A 17,296-nucleotide genomic window follows, 5' to 3' on the forward strand; every position below is an offset into this window, starting at 1 on the left:
GATGCCCTTCCAACCCGAATTGACCCGGACCACGGCCATGATGAACATGACGACCTCCACGACGAAGACCACGGTCACGACGAGTGACTGGAAAGCCGGCCTGCCGGTGTTGGCCGGCACGGGCTTCACGCTCCGCGAGTTGCGCCTCGAAGACGCCACTTCGTTGCTGGCGATGCTGACCACCGAGGAAGTGGCGCGCTTCATCTCGCCGCCGCCGACCACGGTCGAAGGCTTCGAGCGTTTCATCCAGTGGACGCACCGCGAACGCCAGGCCGGCAACTACGCCTGCTTCGCGGTGGTGCCCGACGGCCTGACGACCGCCGTCGGCATCTTCCAGGTCCGCTCGCTCGAGCCCGGCTTCGGCACCGCCGAGTGGGGCTTCGCGCTGGGCTCGCCGTTCTGGGGCACGGGCGTGTTTGTCGAAGGCGCCCGCCTGGTGCTCGACTTCGCGTTCGACGTCGTCGGCGCGCGCCGCCTCGAAGCGCGCGCGGCGGTGGCCAACGGCCGCGGCAACGGCGCGCTGCGCAAACTCGGCGCGGTGCAGGAAGGCGTGCTCCGCCGCTCGTTCCTGCGTCACGGCCAGTATCACGATCAGGTGCTGTGGGGGATTCTCGCGGAGGATTGGCGCCTGCAGCGCCTCTCGCTCCAGTTCGCCGCCGTCACGCACTAGGGCGCGTCCGCATCCGGCTAAGGCCGGAGGCTGCATCGCAGCAAGTTCGATCAGGCCCGGGCCCCTCCAGGGGGTCCGGGCCTTCTTCTTTGTACACGCAGGTCCGCGAAGCAGGCCAAGTAGACTGAAGTCGTGCCCTCTGAGATCTGGCGGACCGTTGCGCTCGACCGTGGCGATCTCGGTGTCCGGGTCGATCTCGTGCTGCTCAGGCACCTGCGCGACGAGCGATCGATCTCGCGCAACCGCATTCAGAAATGGATTGTGGCCGGCGACGTGCTGGTGAACGGCGCGCCGCCCTCGCGCGCGGCCTGGCGCATGCAGGCGGGCGATGACCTGCGCGTCCGGGTGGCGCAGCTGCAGCCGCGCCAGCGACCGGCGGCCCAGGCCATGGATCTCGACGTGATCTACGAGGATGACGACCTGCTGGCGCTCAACAAGCCGGCCGGCCTCGTTGTGCATCCGTCGTACAAGAACACGAGCGGCACGCTGATGAACGGCGTGCTCGAGCGGGCGAAGGGCTGGCCGGAGGGCTCGCGGCCCGGCCTGCTCGGACGCCTGGACAAGAACACGTCCGGCGTCGTGCTGGTGGCCAAGCGTCCCGCAGTACATGCGGCCTTGCAGCGCGCCATGGACGCCCGGCGCATCGACAAGGACTACGCCGCGATCGTCTGGGGACGGCCCAGTCCCGTCCGCGGCACCATCGACCTGGCGCTCGACCGCGACCCGTGGGATCGGCGCCGGATCACGGTCACCGATCGCGGCGGCCAGCCGGCGGTGACGAAGTACGAGCGACTCGCCACCACGGCGGCCCACTCCGTCGTTCGCTGCCGGCTGATTACCGGCCGCACGCACCAGATTCGCGTCCACCTCGCCGCGCGCGGCTGGCCGATCGTGGGCGATGCCACCTACGGACGCAAGCGTGGTGGTGGCGCGACGCCGGGGCCCCTGGACGAGGTCGCGCACACCTTTCCCCGGCAGGCCCTGCACGCGTGGCGCCTGTCGTTGCGGCAGCCCTCCACGGGCGCCGCACTCGAGATCCTCGCGCCCTGGCCGGACGACATGCGGCGACTCGCGACCGCGCTATGCTTGCCCACCGTAGCTCCAGCGAAGGTGAGATCATGACATCAAGCGCCGTCAGCCGCGTCCATGCGGCCCTGGCCCGGCAGCCGCGCCTTCCGCTCGCGCAGCTTCCCACGCCACTTCACGACGCCGTTCGCCTGCGCGAAGCCCTCGGCGGGCCGTCACGCTGTCCGCGGATCCTGATCAAGCGTGACGACCTCACGGCGCTGGGCCTGGGCGGCAACAAGGCGCGCAAGCTCGAGTACCTCGTCGCCGATGCGCGGGCGAAGGGCGCCACCACGCTGATCACTACGGGCGCGGTGCAATCGAACCACGCGCGCATGACGGCCGCGGCCGCGTGCGTCGCCGGCATGCGCTGCGTGCTGGTGCTGACCTCCACCACCGAGCATCCGCCGCTCGCCGGCAACCTGCTGCTCGATCGCCTGTTCGGCGCCACGGTCCGGTTGGTCGCGTCGATCGATCCCATGCTGGCCGTTGGTCAGGACGAGGCGGTAGTCGCCGAGGTGGTGGCCGAAGAGATCGCACAGGGCCGCACGCCGTATGTGATTCCGGTTGGCGGTTCCAGCGGCATCGGCGTGTTCGGCTACGTGGGCGGCTCGGCCGAACTGGTCGAGCAACTATCGGCGATGGGCGTGGCGCCGTCCCGCTTGTATTACGCGAGCGGCTCGAGAGGCACGCAGGCCGGCCTGACGCTGGGCGCGCTGCTGTGCGAGGCGCCATATCGCGTCTACGGCGTGGCGGTGAGCGCGGGAGAGCCGGAGAAGATCGAACGGGCGAAGCGCATTGCCAACGAAGCGGCGAGCCGGCTCGAACTGCCCGAGCGGCTGGACCTGCCGGACCTGATTACGGATCAAGATTTCATTGGCGACGGCTACGGCATTCCCACCGAGGGCGGCCTCGAAGCGATTGCCCTGGTCGCGCGGACGGAAGCCATCGTGCTGGATCCCTGCTACACGTCGAAGGGCATGGCGGCCCTGGTGCGGCACGTACGTAACCGGGAGTTGAAGGCCGGCGACACCGTGGTGTTCCTGCACACCGGCGGCATGCCCGCGGTGTTTACCGACGGCTTCGTTGACGCGTTCACGCGCCGTCGCGGCTGAGGGTTCGAACCCCTACTCGCGTGGCTCCTGGAGCCAGGCTTTAGGCACCTTGGTGGCATCCGCCTGCACCTCGAAAAGCTGCAACGCTTCTTCGGCCTGGGTCAGTGCGGCCTGACGGCTCTTGCGGAGCCGGTCGAGCAAGGCTTGTTCTCTCGGATCCGCATGCGAGGCGCCGGCAAGTGCGGCCAGCTCTTTAGTGGCCATGGCGACCCGTGCCCTTAACGACGCGGCGCGAGTTCTCCATTCCTTCTCATTAAGCAGCTCGGCTGCCGGCTTGGCGGCGGGAGCCGCGGCGCTCGAATTCGCAGGAGTCGCCGATGCCGCTGCCATCGGAAGTGGCGCCGTGTCGCGCGGAGCAACGGGCGCCGGGCCGGGAGCCGGCGACAAGCTCGAATTGGTGAAGACCTTCGACGGCACCCGAACGCTGGCGCGCCGTGCCTCCTCCTGCCGGGCGACATCGACCAGCGATTGCGCGAAGGCTGGGATCGCCACAGCCATGGCGAGAATGCACGAGAACGTGATGCGACCCATCAGCTCTCAATCCACCCGAGCACGTCGTTGACGTACGTGGTCGTTCCCGGTGCCGCCGGGGCAGGGGGCGGGGCCAGGCCCGGGAAGCTGCCGTTGTAGGTGACCTCGGGGTTGCCTGAAATCACGCTGGTGGTGACGTGGTTCTCGATCGGAGACACCGTGGGCATATTCTTGACGATGATTCTGCCCCGGATATCCGGGTTGCCGGAGATCATCAACTGGTCGCGCACCAGGCTCTGCCCCTCGACCGTGGTCGGGTCAATGTCAACGTTGCCGCCAAGTTTCAGATCACCGTTGGTCACGAACTGATAGAGAGACGCATTCTGCGGCTTGAGGTAGGGATTGCCGGAAATCTCGATCGAGCCTTCAGAGATGACCGAAAGGGCAATCGGGGTCTTGGCGGAGCCGGGGTTGCCAGAGATCTTCACCCCCCCGGTACCCTGGGCATAGAAGGTGCCCGAGGTCGCGCTGTTCCCGGCAATGGTCCACTCTCCACTGATGAATGACCAGTTGAGACATGGCGCGTTGCACGTCGCCGCCTCATTCGCGACGGTGCCCGGGTCGTCCAGGGTTTGGACCTGGCCGCCTGTCGTCAGGATGTGCGTGGCCAGGAACAGGTAGTCCGCGGCGTTGACGGTCGGTACGGTCACCGTAGGTTGGCCGCCGCCGGAGGAGCCACCGATGTTGGGGCTGCCGCTCGTGGTGTACGTCCCGGACGCGAACGCATTCTGCGTGACGGTTGGGTTACCGCTGATCGACATATTGCCATTGGCCTGGACGCTGCCGTTGGTTCCGTTGATATTGGGGTTGCCTGAAATTGTCAAATCCCCATCGACCACAATTGCGGCGTTGACACCGGCCGGCGGTGGCACGACCGGAGGAGGCACTAAGGTGTCGATGGTCGACAGGATTCGCCTGACTCGCACCGTGGTGCCGCTGGGCCCGAACCCGGTGGCCTGAAGGACCAGCCGATCATTGGTATTCACGAGCCCGGTGCCATCCTCATTGCCCATGGCCAGGAGCTGAGCGGCCGTGAGCGCCGTTGTGTACAACGACGGATCGTCGTCGTCGAGAATCTGAATCGTGTAGGTATATTGGCCGTCCGTGCCCAAAGCGTAGGTCGGCCCGCCCGTGAGCAGGAAGTCAATGCGGCCGTTATCCGTATTGGCCGCCGCGGCCGCGTTGCCGGTATCCACGACGCCGTCCTGGCCGGCGAGAAGATTCGTGCTCGTGTCAGCCCTAATCGCCGCCCTGGCGCGGTTGGCGCCGGCCTCGGCGGCGGCGCGCGCACCGGCGTAATAGATCTCGTTGGCGGCCATTGCGATTTCGACCTGGCCGTTCACCGTCAGGCCAGTTGCGAGTCCCGTCATGACGGCCAGCAGCAACAGCACGATGATCAGGGCTACCCCACGCTCCGAGCCTGCGGCACAAATAGGTGACGTCTTCATCTGCTCCTCACTCTGATCTCCGAACTGAGCGTCCTGGTCACGGGCGCATTGGTCGCCGGGTCAATGGTCCTCGTCCGAACGGTAATCTGAATGTCCACATAGCGAACGTTGGCTGGAGTAATTGGTGTCCCCGACCCCAGCGGGTCGTCGACGGCGTGTTCACTATTGCGGTAAATGAAGCGGAGATCCTGAATGACGGCGTCGGTACGGATTGACGCCGGCACGCCAAGGTTGTTGTCAAAAAACAGAATCGCGCTGTTCGTTGTGTCGAGCGAGATGGTGACGTCCTCGTTCGCCTGATCGCAGACGCCCAGGGTGCCGCCGACTTGTCCGTCGGGCGGATTCGAATCGGTCTGCAGGCGAATGTCGTTGTTGACGCCGTCGGCGTTGGGGTCGAATCGAATGGCGGCATACCCTGTTCCGGCCGTCGGGCAGTCGGTGGTCGCCACGTTGAAAGGATTGTTGTCGGCGCCGCGGATGAGCTTGCCGATCCACTCGAGGGCGTATCGCCCCTCCTGCTCACCCGCCGCCGCCTCGATCTGCCGGCGGTAGCCGTTCTGCACTTGGGAGGTCAGCGCGACCGCACCCCCGAGCACCAGCATCGACACGACTGTCGCAACCAGCAGCTCGATCAACGTGAAGCCACGTTCGCCTGCGCCAGGCTTGAAATGCCGGGAATGCGTCATCGCTACCATCGATGGATGATTGTTACGAGTTCGTAGGTCGACGTGGTCCGGCCGTCTGTCACCTCCGGAATCACGCGGACCGTGATCTCTCGAAGGTTGGGCTCGGCGCCCGCCGCACTGAGCGGGCCCGCCGCCACCACCCATCGGCGTCGGTAGCCAGGGACGGTGTCGTTATAGTTCGCAACGTCGGCGGTGAGCGAACCGCCGGGCTGGATGTTGGCTGCCAAGTCGAAGTTCTGGGACCTTAAATGGTCCATCAGGTCCACCGCCAGACGCACAGCCGACGTCTCGTTGCGGCCCAGCTGCTGCAGCCGCATCGTCACGGCCAGCAATTCCGCGAGCGACACCAACCCGATGGTGAGGATGACCATCGACACCATCGCCTCGACGAGCGTGAACCCGCGCTCGTCAGAACGTGGAGAAGGTGATCTGACCGGTCGCCGAAATAACGAGTGTTCGTGTACTTGCGCCATATGAGACTGAAACGGTGTGAGGAACAGCAGCGCCGACAACGGAGACGATGCCCCGGCCGGTGACCTGGATCGTGTTCGCCGGAGCGGACGAGACGTTCTCCGGTAGTACCTGCACGCCGCTGTCAAACGGCCGGGTCACGCTGCAACGGTCAACGGCATCATCGATGGCGGCGTCGCCGGTCATGACGAGCGAACGGAATTGTCCGACGGCGGGGCAGTTGAACCGAACCTGAAAAGTCGTATTGCGCGTGATCGCCTTCAGCCGGGCCTGCCGGATCTGGGCGCCGACCAGCTCGGAGCCAGTCCACAGGCTGTTTCGGGCGGACGACTCGATCATGACCGGCACCGATATCGCAGCGAGGACACCCGCGATACCCAGCGCAATCATCAACTCCGCAAGCGTAAAGCCCGATTGAGAACGCACACCCAGGAGATAGCAAGAGGCAGACCACCGACGACATACCCGGCTAACCCATTCAATAGACATTGGTTATGTGCTGAAATAGCGGGCCTGAATCGCCCCTGTTGTTCCGGTTTGGAACAAACGCCGACAGTATTGTAATTCCTCGCGGTATTTCCTTCACGCCGTGCGTTAGACCAGTACCGTAAATTCCCCGACAAGGTCAGGGGTGCAGATGTTCCGGGACGTCAACACCACCGGCTTCATGCAGGTGACGCGGCGCCAGTAAGCCCGGCCGCGCGCGCCCGATATAATGATGGACTTTGATGCCGTCCATCGCGCCAGTTGTATCCGTCTGTCTCCCGCGAGCCTCGCGGCTGGCGATGGCCACCATAATGTTCGTCGCGTTGATCCACCCGCCGGCGGTGGCCGCCCAGGACGCGCCGGTGCCACCCGACACCATTGCGCGCGATGCCAGCGGCCGGGCGACGATTCGCGCCGCCCGCCTGCCATCGCCCTTGCAGTTCGATGGCCGGCTGGACGAGCCGCTCTATGGCGAGACGAAGCCGTTTGGGGACTTCGTGCAGCAGGAGCCGCATTCGGGAGAACCCGCGAGCGACAAGACCGAGGCGTGGGTGTTTTTCGACGACGATGACGTCTACGTTTCGGTGAAGTTGTGGGAAACCGACTCGTCGCAGCGGGTCATGAGCGACATGCGTCGCGACTCGTTCAACCTTTACAACAACGACCACATCGCGTTCATTCTCGACACCTTCAACGACCACCGGAACGGCTTCGGTTTTTCGTCCAACGCGCAGGGCGGCATGTTCGACTGGCAGGCGACCAACGAACAGCCCAGCCCGAACTGGAACGGCCTCTGGGAAGTGCGGACCGCGGACTTCGACGGCGGGTGGACCGCGGAGTTCCGCATCCCGTTCCGGTCCATCCGGTTCAAGGAAGGCGGCGCCACCTGGGGGATTAACTTCCGCCGCATGGTCCGCTCCAAGAACGAGGTCTCGTACCTGTCGGCCGTGCCGGTGTCGTGGGGCCGCCGCGCTTTGAACAGCTTGTCGTCGGCCGGTCCCCTGGTCGGGGTCGAAACGCCGAAGGACCTCCGCAACATCGACGTCAAGCCGTACGCGCTCGGTTCGACCACCACCAACCACCGCTCCACGCCGCCGCTGTCCAATCACGGCGCCGCCGAATTCGGCGTCGATGCCAAGTGGGGCATCACGCAGTCGATCGTCGCCGACTTCACCTACAACACCGACTTCGCCCAGGTGGAGGATGACGAGGCGCAGGTCAACCTGACGCGGTTCAGCGTGCTGTTTCCTGAAAAGCGGGACTTCTTCCTGGAAGGCCAGGACGTCTTCAACTTCGCCGGCTCCGGCTCGAACCAGGGCGGCGGGAACGGACCGCAGGCCATCCAGGGCAACGGCGGCGGGGGCGGGAACAACGTCACGCCGATCGTGTTCTTCAGCCGCCGGATTGGCCTCCAGAACAATACGGTGGTGCCCATTCTCGGCGGCGCGCGGCTGATCGGCCGCGGCGGCGGCTACCAGGTTGGCGCCCTTCACATGCGCAGCGATTCGGAGCCCGCGGCCGGAGCCGAGGCCACTGACTTCTCGGTGATTCGCCTCAATCGCGACATCCTCAAGCGGAGCCGGGTCGGCCTGATCGCGACCCGGCGCGGCCCACGGCTCAACGGCGGCGGCGAGAACTACGCCTACGGCATCGACACGCAGGTCAACGCCAGAACCGAACTTCAGCTCAACGGCTTTTGGGCGGCCACCGCCGACTCGACGGGACGGGCCGGCGCGCAGTCGCAGAGCTATCGCGGGCAGTTCAATTGGAATGCCGACGCCACCGGCCTGCAGGTGGACCATCTGTTCGTCGGCGAGGATTTCAATCCCGAGATTGGATTTCTCCGGCGGTCGGCCTTCCGCCGCACCTTCGCCAGCACGCGGTACAGCCCCAGGCCGGCCGCGCGGACCGGCATCCGCAAGCTCTATTACGAAGCCAGCGTCGACTATCTCGAGGATCCGGGCGGACATCCCGAATCACGGGAATTGCAGGGCGCGTTCCGGCTGGAATTGAACAGCAGCGACCAGCTCGCCGCCGAGTACTCGCGTCAGTTCGAGTCACTGGTCGCCTCGTTCACGGTCACGCCTGGCCTGGTCGTGCCGCCCGGCGCCTATGACTTCTCGCAGGGAAAATTCCTGTTCACCACCTCGGCGCAACGGCCGGTCTCGGGAACGCTAATCCTGACCCGCGGCGGCTTCTACGGCGGCACGCTGACGGAAATCAGCTGGCGGGGCCGGGTGGAATTCGGACCCCGCTTCCAGGCGGAACCGACGGTATCGCTGAACCACTTCAAGACGCCGTGGGGGAATGGCGATTCGAACATCATCAGCTCCCGATTCACCTACACGCTGACGCCGCGGATGTTCGCATCGGCGCTGGTGCAGTTCCAGTCTGCGAACGATGCCATCAGCACCAACGTCCGCTTCCGCTGGGAGTACCAGCCGGGCAGCGAGCTGTTCGTGGTGTATAGCGACGGCAGAAACACCACAGGCCCCGGTTTTCCTGAACTGGATAACCGGAGCCTGGTGGTGAAGCTGACAAAGCTGTTTCGGTTCTAATCCGGCTGGATCTAATCCGGCTAAAGCCGGATGCTACATCGGCAATGTGGCGTCCGGCTTTAGCCGGACTATTCCTCTGTCATGAACGGATACGTGTAGTTCGTCGGCGGCGCGAAGGTCTCCTTGATCGTCCGCATGCTGACCCAGCGGACCAGGTTCATCTTCGACCCGGCCTTGTCGTTGGTACCCGAGGCGCGGGCGCCGCCGAAGGGCTGCTGCCCCACCACCGCGCCGGTCGGCTTGTCGTTGATGTAGAAGTTGCCGGCGGCGTTCTTGAGCGCCGTCGAGGCTTCGCGCACCGCGGCGCGATCGCGTGCGAACACGGCGCCGGTCAGCGCGTACGGCGAGGTGCGGTCCACGAGTTCCAGCGTCTCCGCCCACTTCGCGTCGTCGTAAACGTAGACCGACAACACCGGCCCGAAGATCTCTTCACACATCAGGCGATAGGCCGGGTCGCTCGATTCGACGAGCGTCGGCTCGATGAAGTAGCCGTCGTCGCCCCGGTAGCCGCCGCCCTGGATGACCTTGGCGTTCTTCTTGGCGTCGTCGATGTAGCCGCTGATCTTGGTGAACGCCTTTTTGTCGATCACCGCGCCCATGAAATTGCGGAAGTCGCGCACGTCGCCGACGCGGATCTCCTTCATCATCGCGACCATGCGATCGCGGATGTCGGCCCACCGTGACCTGGGGACGTACATGCGGCTGGCGGCGGAGCACTTCTGGCCCTGGTACTCGAACGCGCCGCGCACCGCGGCGACGGCCACCGCCTGCGGGTCCGCCGAGGCGTGCACGACAATGAAGTCCTTGCCGCCGGTTTCGCCGACCAGGCGCGGGTAGCCGCGATACTTGCCGAGGTTCTGGCCGACGCGCTGCCACATGCCGTTGAACACGGCGGTGCTGCCGGTGAAGTGGATGCCGGCCAGGTCCGGATGGTCGAGCAGCACGTCGGAGATCTCGACGGCGTTGCCGGGCACGAAGTTGATGACGCCCGGCGGCAGCCCGGCGGCCTCGAGCAGCTTCATCACGTAGTAGGCGCTCAGCATGGCGGTGCCGGCCGGCTTCCAGACGACGGTATTGCCCATCAGCGCCGGGGCGCCGGCGAGGTTGCCGCCGATGGCGGTGAAGTTAAAGGGCGAGATGGCGTAGACGAAGCCTTCAAGGGGCCGGTACTCCATCTGGTTCCACACCGCGTGGCTGCTGTCGGGCTGCTCGGCGAGCAGATCCTGTGCAAAGGCGACGTTGAAGCGCCAGAAGTCCACCAACTCGGAGGCGGCGTCGATCTCGGCCTGGTAGGCGGTCTTCGACTGACCGAGCATGGTGGCGGCGACGATGGTCGAGCGCCACGTCGTGGTGAGCAGCTCCGCCGCGCGAAGGAACACGGCGGCGCGATCTTCGAACGGCCAACTGGACCATTCCTTGCGCGCTTCCAGCGCGGCGTCCACGGCCTGGCGCACGTGCGCGGCGCCGGCCTTGTGGTAATTCCCCAGCACGTGGCGATGATGGTGCGGCATGACCGCGTGCTCGGTGACCCCGGTTCGGATCTCCTTGCCGCCAATCACGATCGGAATGTCCACGGTTTCGGCGGCCATCGTCGACAACCGGGCCTTGAGGTCGTCCCGCGCGGGCGTACCCGGCGCGTAAGTCAGGTTCGGGTCGTTCTCGGGCCGGGGAACCCGGCGGCGGCCAGTGATTGCATCAGGCATGAGCGCAATTCCTTTTGAGTGAGGGCGAACTTCTATTGTAGTTACAATTTGCCCGTGGGCCCGCGCCGGCTCGGCATCGCAATCGCCTTGGGCATGCTCGTGGTGCCCGGCGCCCCCGCGCGCGCGCAGGACACTGTCCGGGATTCCCAGGCCCTGGTCTACGGCGGCGACCAGGAGTTCCCTCCCTACGAATATCTCGACGACAACGGCGAGCCCCAGGGGTTCAACATCCACTTGATCCGCGCGCTGGCGCGCGAGGCGGGCATGGCGGTGGAGATCCGGCTGGGCCCCCGAAACGAGCGCATGGCCGAGTTCGACCAGGGCAAGACGCACGTCATGTTCCTGACGTATTCCGAGGAGCGGGCGGCGCGCTACCAACTGCTCGATCAGACTTGGACCCTCGCGCAGGTGGTGATGATGCGATCCGGCCTGCCGCGCTATCCGCACGGACTGGACGACTTGTGGGGCGTGCGGATTGCCGTGGACGCCGGCTCGATCAACCACCTGCTGCTGTCGAGCCTGCCCGAGGCGCGGCGGCCGTTGCTGCGAGTGGTGGCGACCCGCGGCGACGCCATCCAGGCCTTTGCGCGCGGCGAAGTGGACGGCGTCGCCGGCAATCACCTCACCATGCGGGCGCTGATGGGGCCATTGGCGGATGGCGCCGTCGAAGTGCCGCTGCTGTCGCGGCCGTACCAAATGGCGACGTTGAAGGGCCGCGAGGGCGACGTGGCGCCGCTGCGCGCGGCGCTCGATCGCATGAAGTCCACCGGCGAGTTCGACCGCCTGGTGGAACAGTACTTGAGCAACCCGATCCGGCGGACGTGGCTCGAACGCTACGCCGCGGTGCTCGGCATTGCCGGCGGGCTGGTCCTGCTGCTGTTCGTGGGCGGCACCGCCTGGAACCGGTCGCTGCACAAGCAGGTGCAGGCGCGCACCATGGCGGTGGAGCGGACCGAGCGGCGGTATCGAGACCTGGTGGACAACGCCAGCGACATGATCTACCGGACCGATCCGTTCGGCCGGCTCTCCTTCGTCAATCCGGTGGCCACCCGCATTCTCGGCTACCCGGAATCCGAGCTGCTGTCGATGAAGTACTTCGAGCTGATGCGGCCCGACTGGGTGCCACGGGCGATGGCCTTCTACGAAAAGTCGGCGAAGTCGCGCGAGGCCACCTACCTCGAGTTCCCGGTGAGGCGGAAGGACGGCACGGAGATCTGGGTCGGTCAGCACGTGCGGGTCATCATCACCGGCGGCCGCGTCGAGGGCTTCCAGGGCATGGCCCGCGACATCACCGACCGCGTCAACGCGCAGACCGAACTGCGCGCCGAACGCGACTTCGTGTCGGCCATTCTCGACACCGCGCCCAGCCTGATCATGGTCCTCGACGCGCAGGGCCACATCGTCCGCTTCAACCGGGCCTGCGAGATCCTGTCGGGGATGCCGATGAGCGAGGCGGCCGGCCGGCCGATTTGGGAATTGCCGTTCGTGCTGGAAAGCCGTGACGGCATTCGAGAGAGCATTCCGCGGCTGGCCGCGGCCACCGGGCCGGTGACCCTCGATCGCACGTGGGTGAGCACGACCGGGGCGCGCCACGTCATCGCCTGGACGGTGATGGCGCTGCGCGGCCAGTCGGGCGCGACGTCGTACCTGATTGGCATCGGCTCCGACGTCACCATGACGCGCGAGCTGGAACGGCTGAAGTCGCAGTTCATCTCGATGGTGAGCCACGAGCTGCGCACGCCGCTCACGTCGATCCGCGCCTCGATGCAGCTGCTGATTGCCGAGGCGATGACCGGCAACGACGACGCCGATCAGCTGGTGCGGGTGGCGCTGTCGAACGCCGATCGCCTGATCCGCATCGTCAACGACATCCTGGACATGTCGAAGATCGAGGCCGGCGAGATGATGGTGTTGCCGAGGCGGACGCCGCTGCGGCCGATCATCGACGACTCGGTGCGCTCGGTCGCCGGCATCGCCCGCGATGCCGGCGTGACGGTGGTGGTTCCGGCGGCCGACCTGCCGGACGTGATGGCCGATCCGGACCGTAGCGTGCAAGTGCTGGTGAACCTGCTGTCGAACGCCGTGAAGCATGCCCCGACCGGCTCAACCGTCGAGGTCCTGGCGGAACGCGACGGCGCCATGGTGGCGGTCGCGGTCCGCGATCACGGACCGGGCATCCCCGCCCACCAGGTGGACTTCATCTTCGAACCGTTTACACAGCTCGACGGCAGCGACACCCGTCGCATTCCCGGAACCGGTCTCGGATTGACGATTGCGCGGGCCCTGGCGGAAAAGCAGGGCGGCACCATTCGCGTGGACTCGCGCGAGGGCGAGGGCGCGACGTTCACGCTGACCCTCCCGTTTGCCTAGACGCACCGGCGACGGAAGCCGAGGAAGGCGATCCCCTTCCGGCGCAGTCGACATGAACGGGTGGGGTCACTTGAACGTGACGCCCATGCCGAAGTGCCAGCGGACGTCGCCGGTGCCGTGGCCGCGCGCCACGTCCAGCGAGAGGCTGAGGATGGTCAGGTGCAGGTAAGCGCCGCCGCCGTAGCCGCGGTCGAGCGCCTGGTCGGAGAGTTTGGCGCCGTGCGCGTATGCGGTCCCGGCATCGACAAACGCCTTCACACCAAACCGGCCGATCGACAACGGCGCGGTCACGGGAACGCGCAGTTCCGCCGATACCACCGCGAGGTTGTCGTCGGCCCTGTAGCCGGCGTCGTATCCCCGAACCGAGGCGGCGCCGCCAAGCAGTCCCTTTTCGTAGTCCGGCAGCGGCGCCGTGGACGTGAGCGACATGGCCCGCACCGCGAGCACGGACTGTCCGAGGAGGCCCACGTAGCCCCGGACATCGGCGGTCCGGCGGTTCGCGGTGCCGGCGTCGAACGACAGCCGCTCGATCCCGAACGTGGCGTGCACGGCGTTACGCGGGAAGGCCGGGTCAACGCGCGTGTCGAGCGTCACGTCGCCGCCGGCGCGGACCAGCCGGTCGCGCGCCTCGCCAAACTTCACCTGGTCGAGGCCGGCGCCGGCCCCGAGGCGGAGCCACCGCCGCACCGCCGACTCGGCGCGGACCTGGCCGGATGTGCGGGTGTCGCCGATTGCGAAGTGCGGGTTCTCGCGGCGGCCGATGCCGGCCTCTCCCGACAGCCGGGCGATCGGTCCGCCCGTGAACGAGCGCTCGAGCTGCGCGCGGGCCTGCCGCTCGCCGCCCCACGTGAGGGGGAATGAGACGCGGCTGCGCGGCCCCAGCCGATCCACGAAACTCATCCGCGCCCCGTAGGTGAACCCATACCCATCGTCATGGTGGACGATCGGGAGGAACATGCCGCTGCTCTTGAGAGTCTTCCACGGGCCCGGCGTCAGGTCGTCGGCTGAAATGCCCGGCACCTCGTCCACTACGACCATCAACAGGATGTCGTCGGGGTTGTCGATTGAGCGGAACCGCTTGCGGACATCAACGCCTTCGAACCGTCCGCTCTTCTCGATCCGGGCGGTCACTTCGGCGACGAGCGCGTCGGTGGCCGGCTTGCCGACCACGTCGCCGACGATGGCCAGCACATCGGCGTCGGGCGTGGTGTGATTGCCGTGCACACGCACTTCGCCGACCACGCCAGGTGAGGTTTGCGCGGGTAAGGTCCGGCTGGCCACCTTCGCCGAGGCTTCGGTGGTCGACGCCACATTCATCCCGGACAACATCAACGCGAGCGACGCCGCGCACCTGAAGCCACGAGCGGTCATTTGATTTTGTAGGTGACGTCGGCTTGCTTGTAGTTGACGTAGTCCACCTGGTAGCTCGCATCGACCGCGCCGACCGCCATCATCATGCCGAAGCGCATCTCGATGCTGCGGGGCAGCCACACCTCGGAAAACGCCTGGCCCATGCGCATGGTGGCCTTGACGTCGCTGACGCGCATCAGCGCGCGGCCTGGGAAGAAGTCCATGCCGATGTCGTCGAAGGTGTACTGCAGGATCTGGTGGGTCGCCGGGTCCACCCACAACGTGACCAGCGACACCTTGTTCATCTTCTCTTCGATCTCGTCTTCCCGGTCGCGCACCTTCCGGTTGGGACGCGACTTGCCCTCTTTGAACAATCCTGACTCCGGGTAGTACTCAATCTTCAGGGCATCGCGGTGGTCCACCTTCTCGCGGCCGGCCAGGGCGTAGCGCCCTTTCTCGAAGCGGAACTTGAGGAAGTAGGCGGCCGACACGAACTGCGGATCGGCGCCCTGCTTCAGCAGGTCGTCCATGTTGGACGGCAGGTCCGCGGGCGTCGTGCCTTGCTCGTCTTTGACCTCGATGCCGGTGGGGCTGATCACCACGGCGCGCTTCTCGGCGTCGGCGGCATCCGCTGGCAGGCCTTGTCGATCTCTTTCGGCGCGCCGCTGGCGCCGTTCCTCGCGGCCCTGCTCCCGCTTGAGCCACTGGTCTTCCGCCTTCCGCCGGTCGGCCTCCGACAGCGCCACGCCGTTGGCCTTCACCGGGCTGCGCACGAAGATGCCCTGGCGGATGAACCACGAATACTCGCGCCGCATGCCCCAGAGCGGGAGGCCGCCGGGGCCGGTGAGGTCGAAGCCCTCTTTCTCTTCGAGCACGTATTGCTGGAGCTTCTTCCAGTTGTCGTCGCGGCGGGCCAGCACGCGTTCCATGAACGCGTCCAGGTCCGACTGGGCCATCGCAGGAAGGGTGGTCCCGAGCAACGCCAGGCATAGCAGGGCGACGAGGGATTTGGCTCGCATGGTGGATCTTGGAATCAGACGGAGGCCGGTTGAACTCGGTTCCCCCGGAGTGGAGAATCGTCCGGCCGATTACGGCGTCGAGGTGGTTTCGACCGGCTCGCGGCGGTAGACCACCTTGCCGTCGACGATGGTGACCATCACCTGGGCGTCGGTGAGCCGCGCGGCCGGCGTGTCGAAAATGTCTTCCGACAGCACCACCAGGTCGGCGAGCATGTCGCGCGCCAGCACGCCCTTGCGCTGTTCGTCGAACGAGGCCCACGCCGCGTCGCTGGTGTAGGCGTCGATGGCCTGGCGCAGCGGCAGCCGCTCGGCCGGCAACCAGCCGCCCGCGGGCAGCCCGTCTGCCGTCGTGCGGTTCACAGCCACGTGCAGGCCCATCATGGGGTCGAGTGTCATCACCGGCCAGTCGCTGCCAAACGCCAGCCGCCCGCCGGCCTTGGCGATGCTGGCCCAGAGCCACCCGCGTGCAGCGCGTTCGGGGCCGATGTTCGTGCTCCACACGTCGCCCGGGGTCGGGCTCGGCGTGGCGTGCACGGGCTGCATGGAGGCAATCACGCCGAGCTTGCCGAACCGCGCGACGTCCGCCTGGTCAACGGTCTCGATGTGCTCGATGCGGTGCCGGCGCCCACGCTCGGGCGCGGGATTGGCCTTGGCGGCGGCCTCGTAGGCGTCCAGCGTCATGCGCACGGCGGCGTCGCCGATGGCGTGCGTCATCACCTGCCAGCCTTCGCGATCGAGCATGGCCACCGTCTTGTTGAGCTGCTCCGGCGTGAACCGCGCCTCGCCCCTGGTGGCGGGCCGGTTCTCGTAGGGCGCGAGCATGGCGGCGGTGTGCGACTCGATCACGCCGTCGGCGATCAGCTTCACCGCGCCGGTCTTGAGCAGCGGGTCATCCGCGAATTGCTCGCGCACCTTGCCGAGTGCGGCGAGCCCGGCCTCGTCCAGCGAGGCGTCAACCGGCAGCGCCTGATACACCCGCACCGTCAACTCGCCGCGCTTGCGCAGGCCGTCATAGAGCGCGAGGTCGTCGGCCGAACCGCCGGCGTTCTGGACGCTGGTGATGCCGACGCGATGCGCTTCGACGAGGCCGGCGCGGATGGCGGCGGCCTTGTCCTCCGCGGTGGGCTGTGGCGCCACGTTCATCAACGCCATCGCCGCCTCTTTCAGCGCGCCGCTCGGCTCGCCGGTGCGCGAGTCTTTCACGATCACGCCGTTCAGCGGATTCCTGGTGTGCCGGGTGATGCCGGCGAGCTTGAGCGCCCTGGTGTTGGCCCAGCCGGTGTGGCCGTCGTAGGCGATCAAGTACGCCGGGCGATCGGGGACCAGCGTGTCGAGCAGCTGCCGCGTCGGGAGCGACCCCGCGAACGGCTGGTAGTACCAGCCGCGGCCGGTGATCCACGCCCGCTCCGGATGCACTTCCGACCAGATGCGAACGGTGTCCTTGATGTCATCCAGCGTGGTGGCGTCGAGCAGGTTGACCTGGTCGAGCGAAAGGCCGCCGCTGATGAAGTGGGTGTGCGCGTCGTTGAAGCCCGGCACCACGGCGCCGCCCTTGGCATCGACGACGGTGGTCTGGGCGCGGCGCAGCCGCTGGATCTCGCGGTTGGATCCGACGCGAATCACCTTGTTGCCGCGAATCGCCACCGCTTCGGCGAGATCCGCCTCGCCGTCGCCGGCGTAGACCTTGCCGTTGATCACGATCAGGTCAACCGCGTCGTCGCCTTCGCGCTGCGCGCCGACAATCAGGCCGGCGATGAGCGTAACGCTGACGATGCAGGCCACCAGATAGGCCGTGATGCGGGCCGCCATTAGGCAAATTCTAGC

General features: G+C 66.6%; 14 protein-coding genes. 5 read left to right on the forward strand and 9 right to left on the reverse strand.

Annotated features, from left to right (window positions below; genetic code table 11):
* Position 1: 1 nt before the first annotated feature.
* The 3 genes from WC815_14460 to WC815_14470 all read left to right on the forward strand — a co-directional run bounded on the left by WC815_14460 (position 2) and on the right by WC815_14470 (position 2,850).
* Positions 2–670, forward strand: coding sequence for a GNAT family protein (locus WC815_14460; protein MFA5909979.1), 669 nt, complete (start codon positions 2–4; stop codon positions 668–670).
* Between the two features lie 132 nt (positions 671–802).
* Positions 803–1,792, forward strand: coding sequence for an RluA family pseudouridine synthase (locus WC815_14465; GenBank protein ID MFA5909980.1), 990 nt, complete (start codon positions 803–805; stop codon positions 1,790–1,792).
* Complete coding sequence (locus WC815_14470) at positions 1,789–2,850, forward strand: D-cysteine desulfhydrase family protein (protein ID MFA5909981.1); 1,062 nt, start codon at positions 1,789–1,791, stop codon at positions 2,848–2,850. Before WC815_14465 ends, WC815_14470 begins: the two co-directional genes overlap by 4 nt.
* Positions 2,851–2,862: 12 nt before the next feature.
* Here the strand turns inward: WC815_14470 and WC815_14475 are convergent, their stop codons facing one another.
* Genes WC815_14475 through WC815_14495 form a run of 5 tightly spaced genes read right to left on the reverse strand, consistent with a single transcriptional unit; the run spans position 2,863 to position 6,475 of the window.
* The gene (locus WC815_14475; protein MFA5909982.1) at positions 2,863–3,381 is read right to left on the reverse strand and encodes a hypothetical protein; all 519 of its coding nucleotides are present in this window, start codon (positions 3,379–3,381) and stop codon (positions 2,863–2,865) included.
* Entirely contained in the window at positions 3,381–4,829 is a 1,449-nt protein-coding gene (locus WC815_14480; GenBank protein ID MFA5909983.1) for a hypothetical protein, read from the reverse strand. The genes WC815_14475 and WC815_14480 overlap by 1 nt, the downstream gene beginning before the upstream one ends.
* On the reverse strand, positions 4,826–5,524 hold the full coding sequence (locus tag WC815_14485; GenBank protein MFA5909984.1) for a prepilin-type N-terminal cleavage/methylation domain-containing protein: 699 nt from the start codon (positions 5,522–5,524) through the stop codon (positions 4,826–4,828). The genes WC815_14480 and WC815_14485 overlap by 4 nt, the downstream gene beginning before the upstream one ends.
* Positions 5,518–5,886 carry a hypothetical protein gene (locus tag WC815_14490; GenBank protein MFA5909985.1) on the reverse strand — a complete coding sequence of 123 codons (369 nt, stop codon included), beginning with the start codon at positions 5,884–5,886 and terminating at the stop codon, positions 5,518–5,520. The genes WC815_14485 and WC815_14490 overlap by 7 nt, the downstream gene beginning before the upstream one ends.
* 37 nt (positions 5,887–5,923) lie before the next feature.
* Complete coding sequence (locus WC815_14495) at positions 5,924–6,475, reverse strand: GspH/FimT family pseudopilin (GenBank protein MFA5909986.1); 552 nt, start codon at positions 6,473–6,475, stop codon at positions 5,924–5,926.
* A 296-nt stretch (positions 6,476–6,771) separates the two neighbouring features.
* Here WC815_14495 and WC815_14500 point away from each other — a divergent pair, with 296 nt between their 5' ends.
* The gene (locus WC815_14500; GenBank protein MFA5909987.1) at positions 6,772–9,030 is read left to right on the forward strand and encodes a DUF5916 domain-containing protein; all 2,259 of its coding nucleotides are present in this window, start codon (positions 6,772–6,774) and stop codon (positions 9,028–9,030) included.
* A gap of 68 nt (positions 9,031–9,098) precedes the next feature.
* Here the strand turns inward: WC815_14500 and pruA are convergent, their stop codons facing one another.
* Positions 9,099–10,733 (reverse strand): L-glutamate gamma-semialdehyde dehydrogenase, encoded by a 1,635-nt coding sequence (gene pruA / locus WC815_14505; GenBank protein ID MFA5909988.1) that lies wholly within the window; start codon positions 10,731–10,733, stop codon positions 9,099–9,101.
* A 54-nt stretch (positions 10,734–10,787) separates the two neighbouring features.
* Here pruA and WC815_14510 point away from each other — a divergent pair, with 54 nt between their 5' ends.
* Positions 10,788–13,103: a PAS domain S-box protein gene (locus WC815_14510; GenBank protein ID MFA5909989.1), complete on the forward strand. Its 2,316-nt coding sequence runs from the start codon at positions 10,788–10,790 to the stop codon at positions 13,101–13,103.
* A gap of 66 nt (positions 13,104–13,169) precedes the next feature.
* On the opposite strand, the gene WC815_14515 is transcribed toward WC815_14510, so the two are convergent.
* From WC815_14515 to WC815_14525, 3 genes are all read right to left on the reverse strand, one after another.
* Entirely contained in the window at positions 13,170–14,474 is a 1,305-nt protein-coding gene (locus WC815_14515; protein MFA5909990.1) for a BamA/TamA family outer membrane protein, read from the reverse strand.
* The gene (locus tag WC815_14520) at positions 14,471–15,472 is read right to left on the reverse strand and encodes a hypothetical protein (GenBank protein ID MFA5909991.1); all 1,002 of its coding nucleotides are present in this window, start codon (positions 15,470–15,472) and stop codon (positions 14,471–14,473) included. Before WC815_14520 ends, WC815_14515 begins: the two co-directional genes overlap by 4 nt.
* A 69-nt stretch (positions 15,473–15,541) precedes the next feature.
* Positions 15,542–17,281, reverse strand: a complete 1,740-nt coding sequence (locus WC815_14525) for an amidohydrolase (protein MFA5909992.1) — start codon at positions 17,279–17,281, stop codon at positions 15,542–15,544.
* Positions 17,282–17,296 lie beyond the last annotated feature (15 nt).

The sequence above is a fragment of the Vicinamibacterales bacterium genome, from assembly GCA_041659285.1.
Lineage (GTDB): Bacteria > Acidobacteriota > Vicinamibacteria > Vicinamibacterales > UBA2999 > 12-FULL-67-14b.